Raw genomic sequence first — 17,665 nt, 5'->3', positions numbered from 1 at the left:
CCTATCCCGGCTGAAGCGCCGCCTCGACCAGACGCTTGGCATCCGGCCCCGACCATTCGGCCGGGCCGTTCATATGGGCGATCAGGCAGCCTTGCCCATCGATCAGCATGGTGACCGGCAGACCGAGTGCCAGGCCGCGCGTCTTGACCTCGTTGAACAGCGCCATGGTGGCATCGCGATAATAGCCGAGCGCCTTGACGCCGGTGTCCTCGAGGAACTTCTTCGGCTTGGTATCGTCGCCGACATCGACGTTGACTGCGACAACCTGAAACGCGTCGCTGCCCATCTCCTTCTGCAGTGCATCGAGCGCCGGCATTTCGGCGCGGCAAGGTGCGCACCATGTTGCCCACAGATTGAGCAGCACCGTCTTGCCGGCATGATCGGCGATCGTCGTCGGCTTGCCGTCGGGGCCGTTGAAGGCGAGGCTTTTCAGCGATTGCGGCGGATCCGCCGGCAAAAGCGCGGCGACTTGACCGGTAGCGGCCGCGGCGATCTTCTTGGCATGGTCGGTCTTGGCGGCGCAGGCGACGTCGTCATTGCCGCCGCCGGCGGCCACTTGCGCGGGCGCGTTATTGCCAGAACCGCTTTCCCTGACATATACCGCGACCGCGCCGGCCAGCACGCCCGCAACCAAAGCGGCGAGGATGAGACGCAAAGCCGGGAAAAATCTATTGCCGTCTGCCATTTTTCAACAACTGCTCCGGAGCACGGGTTATAGCGATGAGCGATAAGAAGGCCAGCAACCAGATGTGGGGCGGACGTTTTGCCTCGAGTCCGGCCGCAATCATGGAAGCGATCAACGCGTCGATCTCGTTCGACCGCAAACTCTATGCCCAGGACATTCGCGGCTCGATCGCCCATAGCGAGATGCTGGCGCAAACGGGCATTATTTCGGCGGCCGATCAAGAAAAAATCAGTCACGGGCTGAACACGATCCTGGCAGAGATCGAGGCCGGCACATTCGAGTTCTCGACCAGGCTGGAAGACATCCACATGAATGTCGAGGCCCGCCTCGCCGATTTGATCGGCCCTGCCGCCGGCCGCCTGCACACTGCCCGCTCGCGCAACGACCAGGTGGCGGTCGACCTCAGGCTCTGGGTCAAGGACGAGTGCTTTCGTGTCGCCGAGGCGCTGAAAGGCCTGATCACGGCGTTCCTCGCCCGGGCCGAGGAGCATGCGGCAACGGTGATGCCGGGCTTCACCCACATGCAAGCGGCGCAGCCGGTGACCTTCGGCCACCACTGCATGGCCTATGTCGAGATGTTTGCGCGCGACCTGTCGCGCGTCCGCGACGCGATCGAGCGGATGGACGAAAGCCCGCTCGGTGCGGCCGCCCTCGCCGGCACCAGCTTTCCGATCGACCGGCACCAGACGGCAACGGCGCTTGGTTTTCGCGAACCGATGCGCAATTCGCTCGACAGCGTTTCGGACCGCGATTTCGCGCTGGAATTCTTGGGGCTGGCGGCGATCTGTGCGACACATCTGTCGCGGCTGGCCGAAGAGATCATCATCTGGTCGACGCCGCAATTCGGTTTCGTCAGGCTGTCGGATAGCTTCTCGACGGGTTCGTCGATCATGCCGCAGAAGAAGAACCCCGACGCCGCCGAACTGGTGCGCGGCAAGACAGGCCGTGTCACCGGCCATCTGGTCGGCCTGCTGACGGTAATGAAGGGCATGCCGCTGACCTATGGCAAGGACATGCAGGAAGACAAGGAATCCGTCTTCGACGCGGCAGAGACGCTCGACCTGATGCTGGCGGCGATGACCGGCATGATGCGCGACATGACGGTGAACACTGCCGCGATGAAAAAGGCGGCGGGCGCCGGCTATTCGACTGCGACCGACCTCGCCGACTGGCTGGTACGCACGCTCGGCCTGCCGTTCCGCGAGGCGCACCATATCACTGGCCGGGCGGTGGCGCTGGCCGAGGACAAGAAGGTCGGGCTCGAGAGGCTTTCGCTGCAGGATTTGCAGTCCATTCACCCCGGTATCAGCGCCGACGTGTTTTCGGTTCTGGCCGTGCAGAATTCTGTAAGGAGCCGCACAAGCTTCGGCGGCACCGCGCCGTCCGAGGTGCGCAAGCAGATCCGCTACTGGAAAAAGCGGCTCGCCAAGGCGTAAGACGCGGGGTGCAATGGCCGCAAAACTCGGATAGAAGCGCTGCGGGCAACAGTTTCGGACGGATGACGCGATGACCGGAAGCAGGATTTTGGTGACGCTGACGCTGCTAGCGGCGATGGCGACCGTTGCGGCCTGCGGCAGGAAGGCTGCGCTCGATACGCCCTACGCGGCAGCCGTGCAGGCGCGTAAGGACGCCGAGAAGGCCAAGCAACCTTTGCCGCCGGAGCCGGAAAAACCTGTCGAGGACAAGAAATTCATCCTCGACCCGCTGCTCTGATTTTCGGACCGATCTCGTGAACCATTTCGACTACCGCGACGGCGTACTGCATGCCGAGGACGTGGCAATATCAGATATCGCCGCCAGTGTCGGCACGCCGTTTTATTGCTATTCGACGGCGACGCTGACCAGGCATTTTCGCGTCTTTGCCGAAGCTTTTGCCGGGCTCGACGCCCTCGTCTGCTATGCCATGAAGGCGAATTCCAACCAGGCTGTGTTGAAGGTGCTGGCAAGGCTCGGCGCCGGCGCCGACGTGGTCTCGGAAGGCGAACTGCGCCGCGCTTTGGCCGCCGGCATTCCGGCAAGCAAGATCCTGTTTTCAGGCGTCGGCAAGACCGCGCGCGAAATGGATTTTGCGCTCTCGGCCGGCATTCTCTGTTTCAACGTCGAATCCGAACCGGAGCTGGAGCTGCTGTCGGCCCGCGCCACCGCGCTGGGCAAGATCGCGCCGATCTCGCTGCGCATCAACCCGGATGTCGACGCCATGACGCACAAGAAGATTTCGACTGGGAAGGCCGAGAACAAGTTCGGCATTCCCTGGCAGCAGGCGCGGAAGGTTTATGCCCGCGCGGCTGAGTTGCCGGGCATCAAGATCACCGGCATAGATACCCATATCGGCAGCCAGATCACCGAATTGCAGCCCTTCGACGACGCCTTCGCGCTGCTGGTGGAACTGGTCGGCGCGTTGCGCGCCGACGGGCATGCCATTGAGCATATCGATGTCGGTGGTGGCCTCGGCATTCCCTACCGCGTCGACAACAACCCGCCGCCTTTGCCCGAAGCCTATGCCCAGATCGTCAGGAAGCATGTCGCCAAGCTCGGGCTGAAAGTGATGTTCGAGCCGGGCCGGCTGATCGTCGGCAATGCCGGCATCCTGGTCTCGGAGGTCATCTTCGTGAAAGAGGGCGACGCCAAGAACTTCCTCGTCGTCGACGCCGCGATGAACGATCTGATCCGGCCGACCCTTTACGACGCCTTCCACGACATCAGGCCGGTGGTGCAGCAGCCGGTCGCAGCACCGCGCATGAGGGTCGACGTCGTCGGCCCGGTCTGCGAGACCGGCGACTATCTCGGGCTCGACCGTGACCTGCCCAGGCTGAAAGCCGGCGACCTGATCGCTGTCGCCACCGCCGGCGCCTATGGCGCCGTCCAGGCCGGCACCTACAACACCAGGCCGCTGGTGCCGGAAGTGCTGGTCGACGGCGACCGCTTCCACATCGTGCGCCCGCGCCAGACCTATGACGAATTGATCGGGCTGGATTCGGTGCCTGATTGGTTGACCTGAGAGATACCTTGCAGCGCTACAGCCGGTGCTGAATGAGCACCCTGGCCTCGGCGATCCTGTCCTCGTTCCGGCGATAGAATATCCACTGCTTGATACGCTTGCTGCGCAAAAGCCCTGCCTGGGTGAGTACGCGCATATGCTCGCTGAGCGTCGCCTGCGTGATCCCCAGCTTTTCCGCGATCAGCAGCGCGCAGACCCCGTCCTCGACCAGATCACCGTCCGCCTGCGGCGGAAAATGCGCGCGCGGGTCCTTGAGCCAATCGAGGATCTGCAGTCTGCGCTCGCTGGCAATCGCTTTGAAGACGTCGACCTCTTGCATTTAGGCACTTTGCCAAGTTACTAAGTAATGTCAACTCTGAATGTCAACTCTGGGAGTGAAGCATGCTGCATGGCCACACGATCACCCGCGAGCGCATTGCGGCGATGGAACCCCGCATCCGGCCCTTCGTGCGCCACACGCCGGTGCTGCGCGTCGACATGGCCGATTTCGGCCGCCCGCCTCTGCCTGTCGACCTGAAGCTCGAATGCCTGCAGCATTCCGGCTCGTTCAAGGCGCGTGGCGCGTTCACCAATCTCCTCGAACGGCCGGTTCCCGCAGTTGGCGTCGTCGCCGCATCGGGCGGCAACCACGGCGCCGCGGTCGCCTATGCCGCCATGCGGCTCGGCCATAAGGCGACCATCTTTGTTCCCGAAGTGAGCCCGCCGGCCAAGCTGGACCGCATCCGCGGCTACGGCGCCGAGCTGATCGTCGGCGGCGCCCGTTATGCCGAGGCGCTGGGCGCCAGCGAGAGCTTCGCCGAAAAATCCGGCGCGCTGCAGATCCACGCCTTCAACCAGGAGGAGACGCTGGTCGGGCAAGGTACGCTCGGCCTCGAAATCGAGGCCGACCTGCCGAAGCTCGACACGCTGCTGGTCGCTGTCGGCGGCGGCGGCTTGATCGGCGGCATCGCCGCTTGGTTTTCCGGCCGCATCAGGATCATTGCCGTCGAGCCGGAGGGTGCGCCGACGCTACACCGCGCTTTCGAGGCGGGCCGGCCTGTCGATGCCCCAACCGAGGGCATCGCCGCCGATTCGCTCGCGCCGAAGCGTGTCGGCGAAATGATGTTTCCTATCGCCGAGGCGTTCGTCGAGCGCTCGATCCTCGTCGGCGACGACGACATTATCGCCGCCCAGGCGGCGCTGTGGGACCGGGTGCGAATCATCTCCGAGCCGGGCGGTGCGGCGGCCTTCGCGGCGCTCCTGTCCGGCCGCTACAGGCCGGCTGTGGGCGAGCGCGTTGCCGTTCTGGTCTGCGGCGCAAACGCCAATCCAGCGAAATTTTGACAATATCCGGGGCATTATTGTTCACGTTTTGGGGAACCGCCTCGCCTTCGCCGTGTTTGTTGGTATCCTTAGGGCGACGTGCAGCCGCCTGAATGCACGACGTATGCGCTAAGATTTTGGGTCTTCGCATCGTGCTTCCCGAAAATCGACTTTTCGGGCCCATGCGATAGACTCGTGAGGTCCGGGCTATCCCGCCCGGCCAGGAAGGGCCGATGACGCAACGACCCGTCTTTACCAGCGATCGCAGCCTGGCCGGGCGCCTTGCCTTGAGCCGGCTGGCGACGCAGGTCTCGATAATCGTCGAGCGCGGCTGGCCGTTGCTGCTGCCGCTGATCATCGTCGCCAGCCTGTTTCTCAGTATCTCGTGGCTCGGTCTGTTCCCGCTTTTGCCCGATTTAGTGCGATTCGGTCTCATCACGGCATTCGGCGTCGCAGCGCTTGCCGCACTCTATCCATTGCGTTTCTTCCGCACGCCATCCAGTGCCGAGGTCGACCGCCGCATTGAGGCGGCCAACCGGTTGCTGCACAGCCCGGTGCAGGTCCAGACCGATCGCCCGAGCGGCAAGGAAAGCATTTTTTCGCGAGCCCTGTGGCGCGAGCATCAGCGGCGCATGGCGGACCGGCTGGGCGAGCTTGGCGGCGACGTGCCGCGCACGCGCGTCCCCGAGCATGACCCGTGGGCGTTGCGCGCCGTTGCGGCGCTTTTGTTGGTCACCGCCTTTGCCTTCTCCTTCGGGCCGTCGGGCGGCAAGCTGAGTGACGGGTTTGTTGCCCGTGCCGCGCGCGACGTCGTGCCGCCGCGCATTGATGCCTGGGTGACGCCACCGGCCTATACCGGCAGGCCACCAGTATTCCTCAACGCCCCTGTCCTTGCCAACAATGCCAATCAAGCGGCGCCGACCTTCACCGTTCCGGAGGGCAGCGACGTGTCGCTGCGCGTCACGGGCGGTTCGGGCGAGGAAACGCTGAGCTACGCCGACGCCGGCGGCAACACCCGCGCCATCGATCCGACCGGGCCGCAAGCCAAGCCAGAGGCAAATACTGCAACGCCTTCCACCGTGCGCCAGTTCAGCGGCAAGTTGACGGCCGACGGCATGCTGACGCTGCAATCCGGCGACGGCGAGCTCGGCCGCTGGGCCTTCGCCATAATCCCCGACAAGCCGCCGCAGATCCGCTTTGTCGGTGAGCCGAAACGCGCCGTCAACGGCGCCTTCGAGCTCAACTACCAGATCGACGACGACTATGGCGCGGCCTCCGCCAAGGCGGTTTTCGCATTGGCCGATCCGCAGGTGCCCAACGCGCATCCGCTCTATGGCCCGCCGGATATGCCGCTGACGTTGCCGCGCCGCGGCGGCAAGGCCAATGCCGCCAAAACGACGAAGGATCTGACCGACCATGTCTGGGCCGGTGGCAACGTCAAGCTGTCGCTTGTCGCCACCGACGGCGCCGGACACACGGCGACCAGCGAAACCAAGACGCTGGTGATGCCGGAGCGGCCATTCTCCAACCCCTTGGCGCGGGCCGTGGTCGAGCAGCGCCGCATGCTGGCGCTCGACGCCTATGCCAAGGACCGCGTCCTCGACCTGATGGATGCGATCACGCTCAGGCCCGAAGACACGTTCGACAATATGGCGCACTACCTCGCCATCATGAGCGCCCGCACCCGGCTGAAGATGGCCGACAGCGACGACCAGTTGCGCGACGAGGTCGCTTACCTCTGGGAGATCGCGCTCGGCATCGAGGAAGGCAATCTGTCGGCGGCCGAGAAGCGGCTGCGCCAGGCGCAGCAGGCGCTGCAGGATGCGATCAAGAACGGCGCTAGCGACCAAGAGATCGAGAAGGCGATGAAGGAACTGCGCGAGGCGATGAACCAGTTCCTGCAGGAATTCGCGGCGCGGGCGCAGCAGAATCCGAATGCGCCACAGATGCAGCAAAACGGCCAGGAACTGCGCCAGAGCGACATCGACCGCATGATGGACCAAATCGAGAACCTGGCGAAATCCGGCAATCGCGACCAGGCGCAGCAATTGCTGTCGGAGCTGCAGGACATGATGAACAATCTGCAGGCAGGCCGCCAGCAGCAAGGCGGCCAGCAGGACAGCGAGATGCGCCAGCAGATGGACAAGCTGGGCGAGATCATGCGGCGCCAGCAGGAGATGATGAACGACACCTTCCGTATGGACCAGATGCAGCGCGGCCAGCAACAGCGCGGGCAGAACCGCGACGAGCAACTCGGCGAGAACGGTGAGCAAGGCCCGATGGGCGAAGAGGGCAAGCCCAGCCCGGGCGACGACCGCGATCCGCTCGGCCGGCCGAAGCCGATGACGCCGCAGGAATTTGCCGATGCGCTGAAGCAATTGCAGGAAGGCCAGGGCAAGCTGCAGAGCGAGCTCGATCAATTGAGGAAGGGCCTCGAAGGCATGGGCCTCGACCCCAATGAGGGGTTTGGCGAAGCCGGCAAATCCATGGGCAATGCCGAACAGGCGCTCGGCGAGGGCGAGGGCGACCAAGCCGTCGGCCACCAGGGCCGCGCATTGGAAGCCTTGCGCAGGGGCGCCAAGGATATGATGAAGCAATTGCAAGCGATGCAAGGCGACCAGGGCGGCAACGGGCAGGGCGGACGCCAGCAGAATGCCGACCGTGACCCGCTCGGGCGGCCCCGCACCAGCGAGGGTCCCGATGACGGAAGTTCGGTGAGAGTGCCTGACGAGATCGACGTGCAGCGCGCCCGCCAGATCCTCGAGGCAATCCGCAAGCGGCTCGGCAACGCGCTCAGCCCCGATATCGAGCGCAGCTATCTGGAGCGGTTGCTGGAGCTGAAGTAAGGCTGCACTCTACATTTTTGGAAGATCGTCGTGCGCGGTCCTCCGTGGTGGCAGCTATCGCCGGACCGAGCGACGTGTTTAACGGTTGGTGAACGCCTCGCGGATCGCCTCTTCCATGCCGTCGATCGCCTCGCCGGAAGCGTTCGGATTGCGCCGCAGCACTACGTTCGAGGAATCGATGTCGCCGAACCCGTCGGCGGCCGTAAGTTCGCGGCAGCCGGCCGGGATGTTGCTGCGCGAGATCGGCGCAATCGCCAGCCCGGAGGTGACGGCGAGCCGCAGGCCGCCATTCGTATCGCTGGTGTAGGCGATACGATAGGCGAGACCGCGCTGTTCCAGCGACTTTATCGCGAAATCCTTGCACCAGCCGGCACGGTTGTAGAGCGCGATCGGCACCGGCCGCTCCTCATGCATGTGATGCAGCTCCGACGTCACCCATACGGTCGGATCATGCATCAGCACCTCACCGCCCGAGAGATCCTGCCATTCGAACACCACCGCCAGATCGAGCTCGCCGGCGGCGAGCGCCGCGATCTGCGCACCGGAATGCGCGTAGCGGACGGTGATGTCGACCTGAGGATGGCGCTTGGCAAAGGCACCGAGCGCGCGCGACAGAATCGCGTGGCCATATTCCTCCGGGATGCCGATGCGCACCGGCCCGCCAAGCGGCGCCGCGACCATCGATGCCGCCGTCTCGTCGAGCAGCGAAACGATGCGCCTCGCGTTGGCAATGAGCTCGCCGCCGCGCCGCGTCAGCGCCACACCACGCGAGCCGCGCTCGAACAGGCTGTCGCCGACCATGCTTTCGAGCTTCTTCATCTGCATCGAGACCGCCGACTGGGTGCGGCCGGCCCGCTCCGCCGCCTTGGTGAAATTGCCGGTGTCGGCGACCGCGACGAAGGTGCGCAAGAGGTCGCTGTCGAGATTGGGTCGCATGTGCCCACCATAAGAAAATCTGATTGCTGGCATCATTCCAATTCGTTTGCAACATGTCAAACGGCGGACGATAGTCGCCTCACCCATTGGATATGCGGCCGCGAAATCGGCCGCGGACCAATCAAAAGTCCTCACTCGTACCCGCTGCCCGAAACGGTGGCGGGTTCTTTTTGCCCGGATGCAGGCCTGCTTTCGGCCGCGCACGCGGGAGACAGGAGCGCCTATGCAGAATCGGCTTGTGCTCGGCATCCTCAGCCTCTGTCTCGGCGTGCTGGTCTTTTCGCTGCAGGATCCGCTGGTCAAGGCGGTGTCGAGCCGCTATCCCGTCACCGAGGTGATGGCGATCCGCTCGATAGTCGCCCTGCCGATCCTGGTTTTCCTGGTCCACGCCGATGTCGGACTGCAGGCGATCCTGTCGAAGCGGTTCGGCATGCTTACGATGCGCGCCTTCATCCAGTTCACCTCCTACACAGCCTACTATCTGGCAATCGCCGCGCTGCCGCTGGCTGACGCGGTGGCGCTCTATTTCATGGCGCCGCTGTTCATCATGGCGCTGGCTGGCCCCTATCTCGGCGAACGCGTGTCCTGGCAGGCGCTCGCCACCGTCCTGGTCGGCATGCTCGGCGTGCTGGTGATGGTGCGCCCGGGCGCCGGCGTGTTCGACTGGGCAGCGCTGCTGTCGCTAGGTTCGGCTCTGCTTTACGGTTTCTCGCAGCTGATGGCACGCAAGATCGGCGACACCGAATCCTCGACTGTCATGGCGTTCTATCAGAACGGCGCCTATCTGGTCGGCGCCGCCTTGGTGGCGGCATTGTTTTGGCTGGCAGGCATAGACCACGCCATGCATCCGAGCCTCGAATTCCTCGTCCGGCCATGGGTGTGGCCGACGACGCCGGATCTCCTCAAGATGGGGGCATGCGGCTTCGTTGCCTCGGCCGGCATGATCCTGTTGTCGCAGGCCTATCGGCTGGCGCCCGCCAACAGCGTCGCCACCTTCGAATACACCGGTATCATCTGGTCGCCGCTATGGGGTTTTCTGTTTTTTGCCGAAGTGCCGCGACCAGCGACGGCGGCCGGCGCAGCCCTCATCATCGGCGCCGGCCTGTTTGCGCTCAATGCCAGCCGGCGCCGGAGCGGCGCGCCAGCCATCGCTGCGACCTGCGACCCTGCCTGAAGGCCGTCGGCCTTGGGCTTTAGGCGAAGCAGGCGAGCGCCTGGTCGACACGGGCGCGAATTTCAGCCAGCGTGAACGGCTTTTGCACGACATCGAGAATAACGCCGTCCAATTCCTCGGCGCGCTCGCGCTGATCGGCAAAGCCGGTCATCAGCATGATCTTCATCGCCGGGAACAGCGCCGCTGCCGCCTTGGCCATTTCGATGCCGTCCATCTCCGGCATGCGGATGTCGGACAGCACAAGGTCGTAGCCCCCTTGCGCCGCCCTAATCAGAGAAAGACCGTGCGCGCCGTCGGCGGCAATAGTGACATTATGCCCGGCGCGTTCGAGCGCACGGGCGGCGAGGGTGCGGACGGATTCATCGTCCTCGACGATCAGGAGCTTTGCCATGGGCAGGATATTTGGCGAGGAAAAGTTGATGTTTCCTGAAGGCGCTGAGGGTCGATGAGGCCTTTTCAGAATTCGCTCCGGCGAGTCAGATGGCGTGGTTTTCGAGAACCGGAGCGGAGCGGACGTTCGAGTCCGGGAGCTTCGCGCACGATCCCGAAATCGGTTTCGTTTCGGAAAGGATCATGCGCAAAATCAAAAGTGCTACAGCGTCCTTTGCGCGTCCAAAGGACGCGCTGCGCTGCAGGAAGCGCAGAACACTGCGTCAGGTGGCCGCCGGAGTAGAATTATCAAAAGGCCTCAAGCGTCGCCCTTGACGATGCCGACGAACGGCAATTCGCGAAACGCGTGGGCGACGTCCATGCCATAACCGACGACGAAATAATCGGGGCAGTCGAAGCCGACATAGTCGGCGTTGAGCGTGGTCTGGCGGCGCATGCGCTTGTCGAGCAGCACGGCGATGGCACAGCTCCTCGCGCCGCGCGACAGCATGAGGTCGCGGGTGAAGCTCAGCGTCTTGCCGGATTCGAGGATGTCGTCGATGAGAAGCACATCGCGGCCGGCGACCTCGTTGTCGATGTCGCGCAGCACCCTCACCTCACCGCTGGTTGTCCCGGCGCCATAGCTCGAGATGAAGATGAACTCGACCTCCGGCGACAGGCCGACATCGTGCATGGCACGGATAAGATCGGCGGCGAAGATGAATGATCCCTTCAGCACCGAGATTACCAGAAGGTCGTGGTAGTCGTGCCCGGCGATCTCCTTGGCAAGTTCCAGATTCCGCCGCGCGATGGCGGACGCCGAAAACAGGACTTCGATGTCCTTGCCGCGCACAACTGGCATTGGCCGCCTTTCCAGAAATGATCGCCTTGTAGGCGAAGCTGACCGAAAACGGTCTTCAACCCCGTTTCTAGGCATGTCGAGCCGTCTGGCAAGGCCAAATCTTTGGCAGGGCGCCCGCGAACCGTCCCCAGGGCGTCGCAAATCGTTTATCTGGTGACCTGTTGATTTTCTGGCGCTGTTCTAACGAACCAGCGCATGGCCGCCCGAAATCCAGAAGGCGGCCAAGGCGGCACCGACGCCGGCAATCCAGAAGATCGGCCCACCGTGCACCCATAACGGTCGTTCGACGGCGGTTTCCGGCTTGCGCAACATGTCCATGCCTTCGATCGAAGGGGTGGAAATCGTGCGCGCAGGCGGCGGCGCAAAGTCTGGACGCGTAAAATGGCGGGGCAGCACCTCATAATCGGCATCGATGACGTCGGCGGTCACGTCGCGCATGATGCGTTCCGGCTCGGCGGCCGCATCGGTCATGATTTCGCCGGAAACCGGGCGCGCGGTTCGATCCTCAGCCATCATGGCCCAACACTACAGCACCTGTTGCTGTTCGTTTCTTTTGGGTAAACGGAAATGGTTAACGCTTCCCCACCGGAACCCCTGTGACTCGTTTGAAAAGCCCCCAAATTAACCGTCGGTTAACCATGCCGGCCGATGGTCTTTCCACAGAAAGGGCTGGCATCTTGCCGCCGAGAATTTCAGGTCGTCGAAAGTGATCCGCTTCGAAAATGTCGGCCTCCGCTATGGCATGGGTCCGGAGATCCTCCGCGACATCTCCTTGCACATTCCGGAGCGCTCCTTTCAGTTCCTGAGCGGACCTTCAGGCGCCGGCAAGACGACGTTGCTGCGGCTTCTGTTCATGTCGCTGAAGCCGACGCGCGGCCTGATCACCATCTTCGGCAAGGACCGCTCGCGCATCTCGCGCACCGAATTGCCGCATCTGAGACGCCGCATCGGCGTGGTGTTCCAGGATTTTCGCCTGCTCGACCATATGACCACCTACGAGAACGTGGCCTTACCGCTGCGCGTGCGCGGCCGCGAGGAGGCGACCTACCGCACCGACGTCACCGAGCTGCTGAAATGGGTCGGCCTCGGCGAACGCATGCATGTGCTGCCGCCGGTGCTGTCAGGCGGCGAGAAACAGCGCGCAGCGATCGCCCGGGCGTTGATCGAGCAGCCCGAGATCCTGCTCGCCGACGAGCCGACGGGCAATGTCGATCCACCACTGGCGCGACGCCTGCTGCGGCTGTTCATCGAGCTCAACCGGCTGGGCACTGCCGTGGTGATCGCCACGCACGACCTCGGCCTGATGGAACAGGTCGACGCACGGCGCATGATCCTGGCCGGCGGAAGGCTGGACATCTATGACTGAGCTCTCCGTCGAACATTTCGAGGGTCACGACGCCGCGGCGGCCAAGCCCCGCGTCCAGCGCAAGATGGCGCCGATCGTGCCGGCGCAGAACATCGCCGGCCGGGCGCTGGTGCTGGTCATCGCCATCATGACGTTTCTGTCCTGCCTGACGTTTGGCGCAGTCACGCTGGTGCGTGACACCGCCTCGGTCTGGGAGAACCAGATCTCGCGCGAGGCGACCATCCAGATCAAGCCGGTCGACGGCCTCGACATGGAGGCCGCACTTGCGCTGGCCTCGCAGATCGCCGGCGAATTCCCCGGCGTGAAAAGCGCCAGGATCGTCGACCGCGAAGCGACGGCCCGGCTGCTCGAGCCTTGGTTGGGCTCGGGCCTGAACATCGATGAGCTGCCGGTGCCGCGTCTGATCATCATCACCATCGACGAGAACAGTCCGCCAGATTTCGCCGCACTGCGCGCGGCGATCACGCCGAAGCTGCCGAGTGCCTCGCTCGACGATCATCGCACCTGGGTCGACCGGCTGGTTGCCATGGCCCGCACCACGGTAACGATCGGTATCGCAGTGCTGGCACTGATGCTGTCGGCGACGGTGCTGACCGTGGTATTCGCGACGCGCGGCGCCATGGCCGGCAACGGCCACATCATCGAGGTGCTGCATTTCGTCGGCGCCGAGGCGCGCTTCATCGCGCGCGAATTCCGCCGGCATTTTCTGGTCACCGGCATGAAGGGCGCCGCGGCGGGCGGCGCCGCGGCAATCCTCGTCTTCATCGTCTTCTCCTGGTGGTCGTCACGCAACATGGCAACGCCGCAGGCCGACCAGGCGACCGCCCTGTTCGGCAATTTCGCCATCGGCTCGGCGGGTTATCTCGGGGTCGCTGTCATGGTGCTGGTGATCGGCGCGCTGACCGCGGCAACCTCCCATTTCACCGTGGTTACCTATCTCAGCGACATCGACATTCGCCAGCCGGACGCCGGCTAAAGGAAAGATCGATCACGGATGAAAACGCATCGTCACGAAAATTGCATTTTTTTCCTACCAAAGGCCGTATTTCGGGGTTAACCATTTCATGATGGACGTTCGGGACTCGACCGATACCGCTGGGTGCATGCCAGTGCTGGTTGCGCGTCCGCATGAATTCGCCGGGCCTGATGAATTTGCCAAGCCGGATCAGTTCGCCAAACACGGGCGGCTGCTGGCAGCCCGCTCCTTGCGACTTTCGGCCCTCGTTCTGCTCGCCCTTGTGGCGCTGTTTGTCGCCGGCTTCGGCTGGTTCGCCAACACCGTCAGCCGTCTGACGACGCCCGCCAATCCGGCAAGGGCCGACGCTATCATCGTGCTGACCGGCGGTCAGTCGCGCCTCGACGCCGCGATGGGCCTGCTTGCGTCCGGCAAGGGCGAGCGGCTTCTGATCAGCGGCGTCCATCCTTCCGCCAGCCGCCGCCAGCTTCAAGCCGCGACCGGCGGCGACAAGAGGCTGTTTTCCTGCTGCGTAGACATCGACCGCGCCGCGCTCGACACGATCGGCAATGCCGAGGAAAGCGCCAAATGGGTCGAGGACCATGCCTACGGCACGGTCATCCTCGTCACCAACAATTATCACATGCCGCGCAGCCTGCTGGAAATGGGCCGGCTGCTACGCGGCGCCAGGCTTGAACCCTATCCGGTGGTCAACACCAACCTCGGGAATGGCGGCTGGCTGACCAAGCCGGAAGCGCTGCGCGTGCTGTTCACCGAATACAGCAAATACCTGCTGGCGCTGGCGCGTGGCATCATGCCGGTGAAGCAACCGCCCAACAGCGTCACGCTGGCCGACGCCGCGGGCGGAAACTGAACGGCACCGGCAGTTTTTATTCCCTGGCTGTTGCACCCGAGCGCAAGCGCGCGATCTCCTGCTCGAGCCGTTCTATACGCCTGTCGCGTTCGGCCAGAGCCGCCGCCACATCGGCCGCTTCGAAACGCTGCGGGATGTGCTGTGAGCAATTGGAATCCCAGGCAGAAACGGTAAACAGGATGACCTGTTCGGGTCGCGCTTTGTAGTCTTGCGGCATCAGCTTTGCCATCAGTTCGGCATCGCCCTCGACGACCTGCGCTGTGCCCCAGATCTTGATGCGCTGCCGGTGGGCATAATCGATGAGGAACAGGAAAGCCTGTGGGTTGTCGCTGAGATTGCCTTGGGTGATGAACTGCCTGTTGCCGGAAAAATCGGCAAAGCCGATCGTCCGTTCGTCGAGCACCTTGAGGAAACCGGCAGGCCCGCCGCGATGCTGGATGTAAGGCTGCCCGTCAGCATTGGCGGTCGACAGGAAGACGCTGGTCTGCGCCTCGATGAAGGCGGCGAGATCGGGCGTGATTGCCGCCTGCCAGCCACCACGCTCCTCGACACGGGCATAGGCCTGGCGCGAGCCCTTGCGGGCTTGGATCGCCTTCACCGTCGGTGTGAAGGCAACATCGCTGGTGTGAGCGTTCATGAAGACCCTCCTCAACTGCCGAGTACGCTGCATTACTCACCGAAAAGTAGATACTTCCATCTTCGAGAAGCAGATGCCATATCTGGGATGCGTCCTTCCATTCTTCGGAAGGGCCAATTTTTTCGGGAAAGTTATGGATCGCCTCCACTCCATGTCGCTTTTCGTTGCCGCGGCGGAGACAGGCAGCCTTTCGGCTGCCGGGCGTCGCTTCGGCATTCCGCTGACGACGGTCAGCCGCAAGGTTTCGGACCTGGAAAGGCACCTGAAGACACGGCTGTTGAACCGCTCGGCGCGGCAGCTGTCGCTGACCGATGCCGGCCACGCCTATCTCGCCGCCTGTCGTCGCATTCTCGACGAGGTCGGCGAGGCCGAGCGAATAGCCGCCGGCGAGTACAGCGCCCCGACCGGCGAACTGATCGTCACCGCGCCGATCGTCTTCGGCCGCCTGCATGTGCTGCCGGTCGTCACCGCCTTTCTCGCCGCCTACCCCGACGTAAGTGTGCGGCTGACACTCGCCGACCGGATAACCCAGTTGGTCGAAGAGCACATCGATCTCGCCATCCGCATCGGCGCCCTTGCCGATTCGAGCCTGGTCGCCGTCCGCCTGGGTTCGATCCGCCGCGTCGTTTGCGCGAGCCCGGCCTATCTCGCCGAGCACGGCACGCCGAAAACGCCGCAAGAGCTTGCAGCACACAGTGCGATCACCTTCGAAGGGCTCAACGCCTCCGCCTGGAGTTTCGCCACCGGCAAGGCCGAATTCACCGTACCGGTCCGCTCCAGGTTACGGGTCAACACCGCTGAGGCGGCAATCGATGCGGCGATTGCTGGCGTCGGCGTGACGAGGCTGCTTTCCTACCAGATCGCCGCCGCGGTTCGGTCGGGTACGCTGCGCCCCGTGCTGCAGGAGTTCGAGCCCGAGCCATGGCCGGTGAGCCTCGTCCACGCCGGCCAAGGGCTGCTGCCGGTGAAGCTGCGCGCGTTCCTCGACTTCGCCGCCCCACGCCTGAAGCAGCGCCTGCTGCAGGCGGGGTGGCAGGCGTGACGAAGGACGGCCTACCGCAAAACCGGGCCGATCGCCCGCCTCGCACCGTTTCCTTTTTGCCGGCGCTTGGTGTAACCAACGCACACCTCCTCACCGGGCACTTGCTGTATGCTCTATTTCCGCTCGCTGGCGTTCAATCTCGCCTTTTACCTCAATCTGATCGTCCAGATGATCCTCTGGACCCCGTATTATTTCCTGTCGCCGCGCCACCGCGCCTGGTTCGTGCCGAAATTCTGGTCGCGCACCAGCATGTGGCTCTACGACAAGATCGCCGGCACCAGAAGCGAGATCACCGGCCAGGAGAACCTGCCTGAAGGCTCCTTCATCCTGGCGCCGAAGCACCAGTCCTTCTGGGACACGATCGCTTTCCTGCCGTTCCTCGACGATCCCGTTTACATATTGAAGCGGGAGCTGACCTGGATCCCGTTCTTCGGCTGGTACATCTTGAAGATGCGGATGATTCCGGTCGACCGCGGCAGCCGCTCGAAGGCATTGAAGATGGTGATCGCCGCGACCAAACAGGAATTGGCGCGCAATCCCCGCCAGCTCATCATCTATCCCGAGGGCACGCGCCGGGCGCCGGGCGACGAGCCGGTCTACAAATACGGCATCGTCGAACTCTACGCGCAACTTGGCATTCCGGTGGTGCCGGTCGCTCACGTCGCCGGCCTCTATTGGCCGCGCCGCAAATTCCTGCGCTATCCCGGCACGATCAAGGCGCGCTTCCTGTCGCCGATCCCGCCCGGCCTCGGCAAGGACGAATTCATGCAACGGCTGATCGGCGAGACGGAGACCGCCTGCGACCAGCTCCTCGTCGAGGCGTCGCAAACGCCGAACCCGCCGCCGATGCCGCCGACTGCGGTGAAAAGGCTTGGTGAGCTGGACGCGAAACCTGAATTGAAAGGCTGAGGCAACGGCCTCAGGTGCCACAAGGGCTCACGGCAGGGCAGCCAGGGCGGCTGTTGCAACCAGCGTCACGGCAAACACCAGATTGATGATCCGCGAAGCCAGCGGTTTGCGCAGCAAACGTGCAAAGGCTGCGCCGGCGAGAAGCCACAAGAGATGAATGGCAACGATCATCAAGGTGAGAACCCCCAGCTTGGCTGAAATACCGAGACCGCCGGCGCCGGAAGACGCGCTGGCGAACACGGCGGCAATCGCCACATAGGCTTTCGGGTTGGCAACAGCCAGAAGAAACCCGCCAAGGAAAGTGGGAAGCGCCGCTCCACGGACGCGTGCCGTCAGTGGCGGCGCCGTCGCTATCTTGAACGCCAGGTAAAGGATGTAGGCTGCCGAGGCGACCGCCAGCAGCGCCGCGAGCTTCGGCAACGCGGCGAGAACGGCCATGATGCCCGTCGCCACCACCACGAGCACGAGGATCGTGCCAACAACGATCCCCGAGGCATAGCGGAGCGAATCCCGCAGGCCGAACGCGGCGCCGACCGCGGTGACGCTTATCGTCGCCGGCCCCGGGCTGCCCATGACGATGGCCGATGCCAGCACAAGCGCCAGCAATTGCTGCCATAGCTGCTGATCGAGAAGAACCTGTCCGGCCATGCGGCGTCCCCGCATCCTGTGACGATGTAGGACGGTAGGCAAGGCAGCGGTGCGGGTCTTGA

General features: G+C 63.8%; 19 protein-coding genes. 11 read left to right on the top strand and 8 right to left on the bottom strand.

The genetic code is table 11. The features are described 5' to 3' along the window. Window position 1: 1 nt before the first annotated feature. A complete protein-coding gene (gene tlpA / locus NKG95_RS17865; RefSeq protein ID WP_353041712.1) occupies window positions 2-685 on the bottom strand; it encodes a thiol:disulfide interchange protein TlpA in 684 nt (227 codons plus the stop codon). Window positions 686-720: 35 nt separating this feature from the next. On the opposite strand from tlpA, the gene argH reads away from it, so the two are divergent. The 3 genes from argH (at window position 721) to lysA (ending at window position 3,683) form a co-directional block, all read left to right on the top strand. Further along, window positions 721-2,121: an argininosuccinate lyase gene (gene argH / locus NKG95_RS17860; protein ID WP_353041710.1), complete on the top strand. Its 1,401-nt coding sequence runs from the start codon at window positions 721-723 to the stop codon at window positions 2,119-2,121. 70 nt (window positions 2,122-2,191) lie between these two features. Continuing rightward, complete coding sequence (locus NKG95_RS17855; RefSeq protein WP_023677931.1) at window positions 2,192-2,398, top strand: hypothetical protein; 207 nt, start codon at window positions 2,192-2,194, stop codon at window positions 2,396-2,398. A 16-nt stretch (window positions 2,399-2,414) separates the two neighbouring features. Beyond that, the gene (lysA, locus tag NKG95_RS17850; protein WP_353041708.1) at window positions 2,415-3,683 is read left to right on the top strand and encodes a diaminopimelate decarboxylase; all 1,269 of its coding nucleotides are present in this window, start codon (window positions 2,415-2,417) and stop codon (window positions 3,681-3,683) included. A gap of 16 nt (window positions 3,684-3,699) precedes the next feature. On the opposite strand, the gene NKG95_RS17845 is transcribed toward lysA, so the two are convergent. Next, a complete protein-coding gene (locus NKG95_RS17845) occupies window positions 3,700-4,002 on the bottom strand; it encodes an ArsR/SmtB family transcription factor (RefSeq protein ID WP_023721088.1) in 303 nt (100 codons plus the stop codon). Window positions 4,003-4,064: 62 nt separating this feature from the next. Here NKG95_RS17845 and NKG95_RS17840 point away from each other — a divergent pair, with 62 nt between their 5' ends. Both NKG95_RS17840 and NKG95_RS17835 read left to right on the top strand, forming a co-directional pair. Further along, entirely contained in the window at window positions 4,065-5,006 is a 942-nt protein-coding gene (locus tag NKG95_RS17840; protein WP_353041706.1) for a threonine/serine dehydratase, read from the top strand. Window positions 5,007-5,218: 212 nt separating this feature from the next. Beyond that, entirely contained in the window at window positions 5,219-7,831 is a 2,613-nt protein-coding gene (locus NKG95_RS17835) for a TIGR02302 family protein (RefSeq protein ID WP_352860718.1), read from the top strand. A 78-nt stretch (window positions 7,832-7,909) separates the two neighbouring features. Here NKG95_RS17835 and NKG95_RS17830 read toward each other — a convergent pair whose 3' ends face one another. Continuing rightward, the gene (locus NKG95_RS17830; protein WP_353022856.1) at window positions 7,910-8,767 is read right to left on the bottom strand and encodes a LysR substrate-binding domain-containing protein; all 858 of its coding nucleotides are present in this window, start codon (window positions 8,765-8,767) and stop codon (window positions 7,910-7,912) included. Window positions 8,768-8,990: 223 nt separating this feature from the next. On the opposite strand from NKG95_RS17830, the gene NKG95_RS17825 reads away from it, so the two are divergent. Then, window positions 8,991-9,941 carry a DMT family transporter gene (locus tag NKG95_RS17825; protein WP_353041704.1) on the top strand — a complete coding sequence of 317 codons (951 nt, stop codon included), beginning with the start codon at window positions 8,991-8,993 and terminating at the stop codon, window positions 9,939-9,941. A 19-nt stretch (window positions 9,942-9,960) separates the two neighbouring features. Here the strand turns inward: NKG95_RS17825 and NKG95_RS17820 are convergent, their stop codons facing one another. The 3 genes from NKG95_RS17820 to NKG95_RS17810 form a co-directional block, all read right to left on the bottom strand. Then, window positions 9,961-10,332 carry a response regulator gene (locus NKG95_RS17820; protein WP_353022860.1) on the bottom strand — a complete coding sequence of 124 codons (372 nt, stop codon included), beginning with the start codon at window positions 10,330-10,332 and terminating at the stop codon, window positions 9,961-9,963. Between the two features lie 297 nt (window positions 10,333-10,629). Beyond that, on the bottom strand, window positions 10,630-11,172 hold the full coding sequence (gene hpt / locus NKG95_RS17815; protein WP_254816654.1) for a hypoxanthine phosphoribosyltransferase: 543 nt from the start codon (window positions 11,170-11,172) through the stop codon (window positions 10,630-10,632). A 180-nt stretch (window positions 11,173-11,352) separates the two neighbouring features. After that, the gene (locus NKG95_RS17810) at window positions 11,353-11,643 is read right to left on the bottom strand and encodes a hypothetical protein (RefSeq protein WP_245278668.1); all 291 of its coding nucleotides are present in this window, start codon (window positions 11,641-11,643) and stop codon (window positions 11,353-11,355) included. Window positions 11,644-11,878: 235 nt separating this feature from the next. Between NKG95_RS17810 and ftsE the strand changes: the two genes are divergently transcribed. From ftsE to NKG95_RS17795, 3 genes are all read left to right on the top strand, one after another. Beyond that, the gene (gene ftsE, locus NKG95_RS17805) at window positions 11,879-12,538 is read left to right on the top strand and encodes a cell division ATP-binding protein FtsE (protein ID WP_023677923.1); all 660 of its coding nucleotides are present in this window, start codon (window positions 11,879-11,881) and stop codon (window positions 12,536-12,538) included. Beyond that, window positions 12,531-13,514 (top strand): cell division protein FtsX, encoded by a 984-nt coding sequence (locus tag NKG95_RS17800; RefSeq protein WP_352495619.1) that lies wholly within the window; start codon window positions 12,531-12,533, stop codon window positions 13,512-13,514. Before ftsE ends, NKG95_RS17800 begins: the two co-directional genes overlap by 8 nt. Before the next feature lie 88 nt (window positions 13,515-13,602). Then, window positions 13,603-14,367: a YdcF family protein gene (locus tag NKG95_RS17795; protein ID WP_353022866.1), complete on the top strand. Its 765-nt coding sequence runs from the start codon at window positions 13,603-13,605 to the stop codon at window positions 14,365-14,367. A 16-nt stretch (window positions 14,368-14,383) separates the two neighbouring features. Here the strand turns inward: NKG95_RS17795 and NKG95_RS17790 are convergent, their stop codons facing one another. Next, the gene (locus NKG95_RS17790) at window positions 14,384-15,004 is read right to left on the bottom strand and encodes a pyridoxamine 5'-phosphate oxidase family protein (RefSeq protein WP_352515876.1); all 621 of its coding nucleotides are present in this window, start codon (window positions 15,002-15,004) and stop codon (window positions 14,384-14,386) included. Window positions 15,005-15,137: 133 nt separating this feature from the next. Here NKG95_RS17790 and NKG95_RS17785 point away from each other — a divergent pair, with 133 nt between their 5' ends. Both NKG95_RS17785 and NKG95_RS17780 read left to right on the top strand, forming a co-directional pair. Beyond that, on the top strand, window positions 15,138-16,046 hold the full coding sequence (locus NKG95_RS17785; RefSeq protein WP_353041702.1) for a LysR family transcriptional regulator: 909 nt from the start codon (window positions 15,138-15,140) through the stop codon (window positions 16,044-16,046). A gap of 108 nt (window positions 16,047-16,154) precedes the next feature. Beyond that, window positions 16,155-16,955, top strand: coding sequence for a lysophospholipid acyltransferase family protein (locus tag NKG95_RS17780; RefSeq protein ID WP_353041700.1), 801 nt, complete (start codon window positions 16,155-16,157; stop codon window positions 16,953-16,955). A gap of 27 nt (window positions 16,956-16,982) precedes the next feature. Here NKG95_RS17780 and NKG95_RS17775 read toward each other — a convergent pair whose 3' ends face one another. After that, the gene (locus NKG95_RS17775; protein WP_352917668.1) at window positions 16,983-17,603 is read right to left on the bottom strand and encodes a LysE family translocator; all 621 of its coding nucleotides are present in this window, start codon (window positions 17,601-17,603) and stop codon (window positions 16,983-16,985) included. Between the last annotated feature and the right edge of the window lie 62 nt (window positions 17,604-17,665).

It is taken from the genome of Mesorhizobium sp. M1423, from assembly GCF_040317575.1.
Classification (GTDB): Bacteria; Pseudomonadota; Alphaproteobacteria; order Rhizobiales; family Rhizobiaceae; genus Mesorhizobium.
The sequence above is the reverse complement of the archived record's forward strand: the minus strand, read 5'-3'. Positions and strand labels throughout refer to the sequence as shown.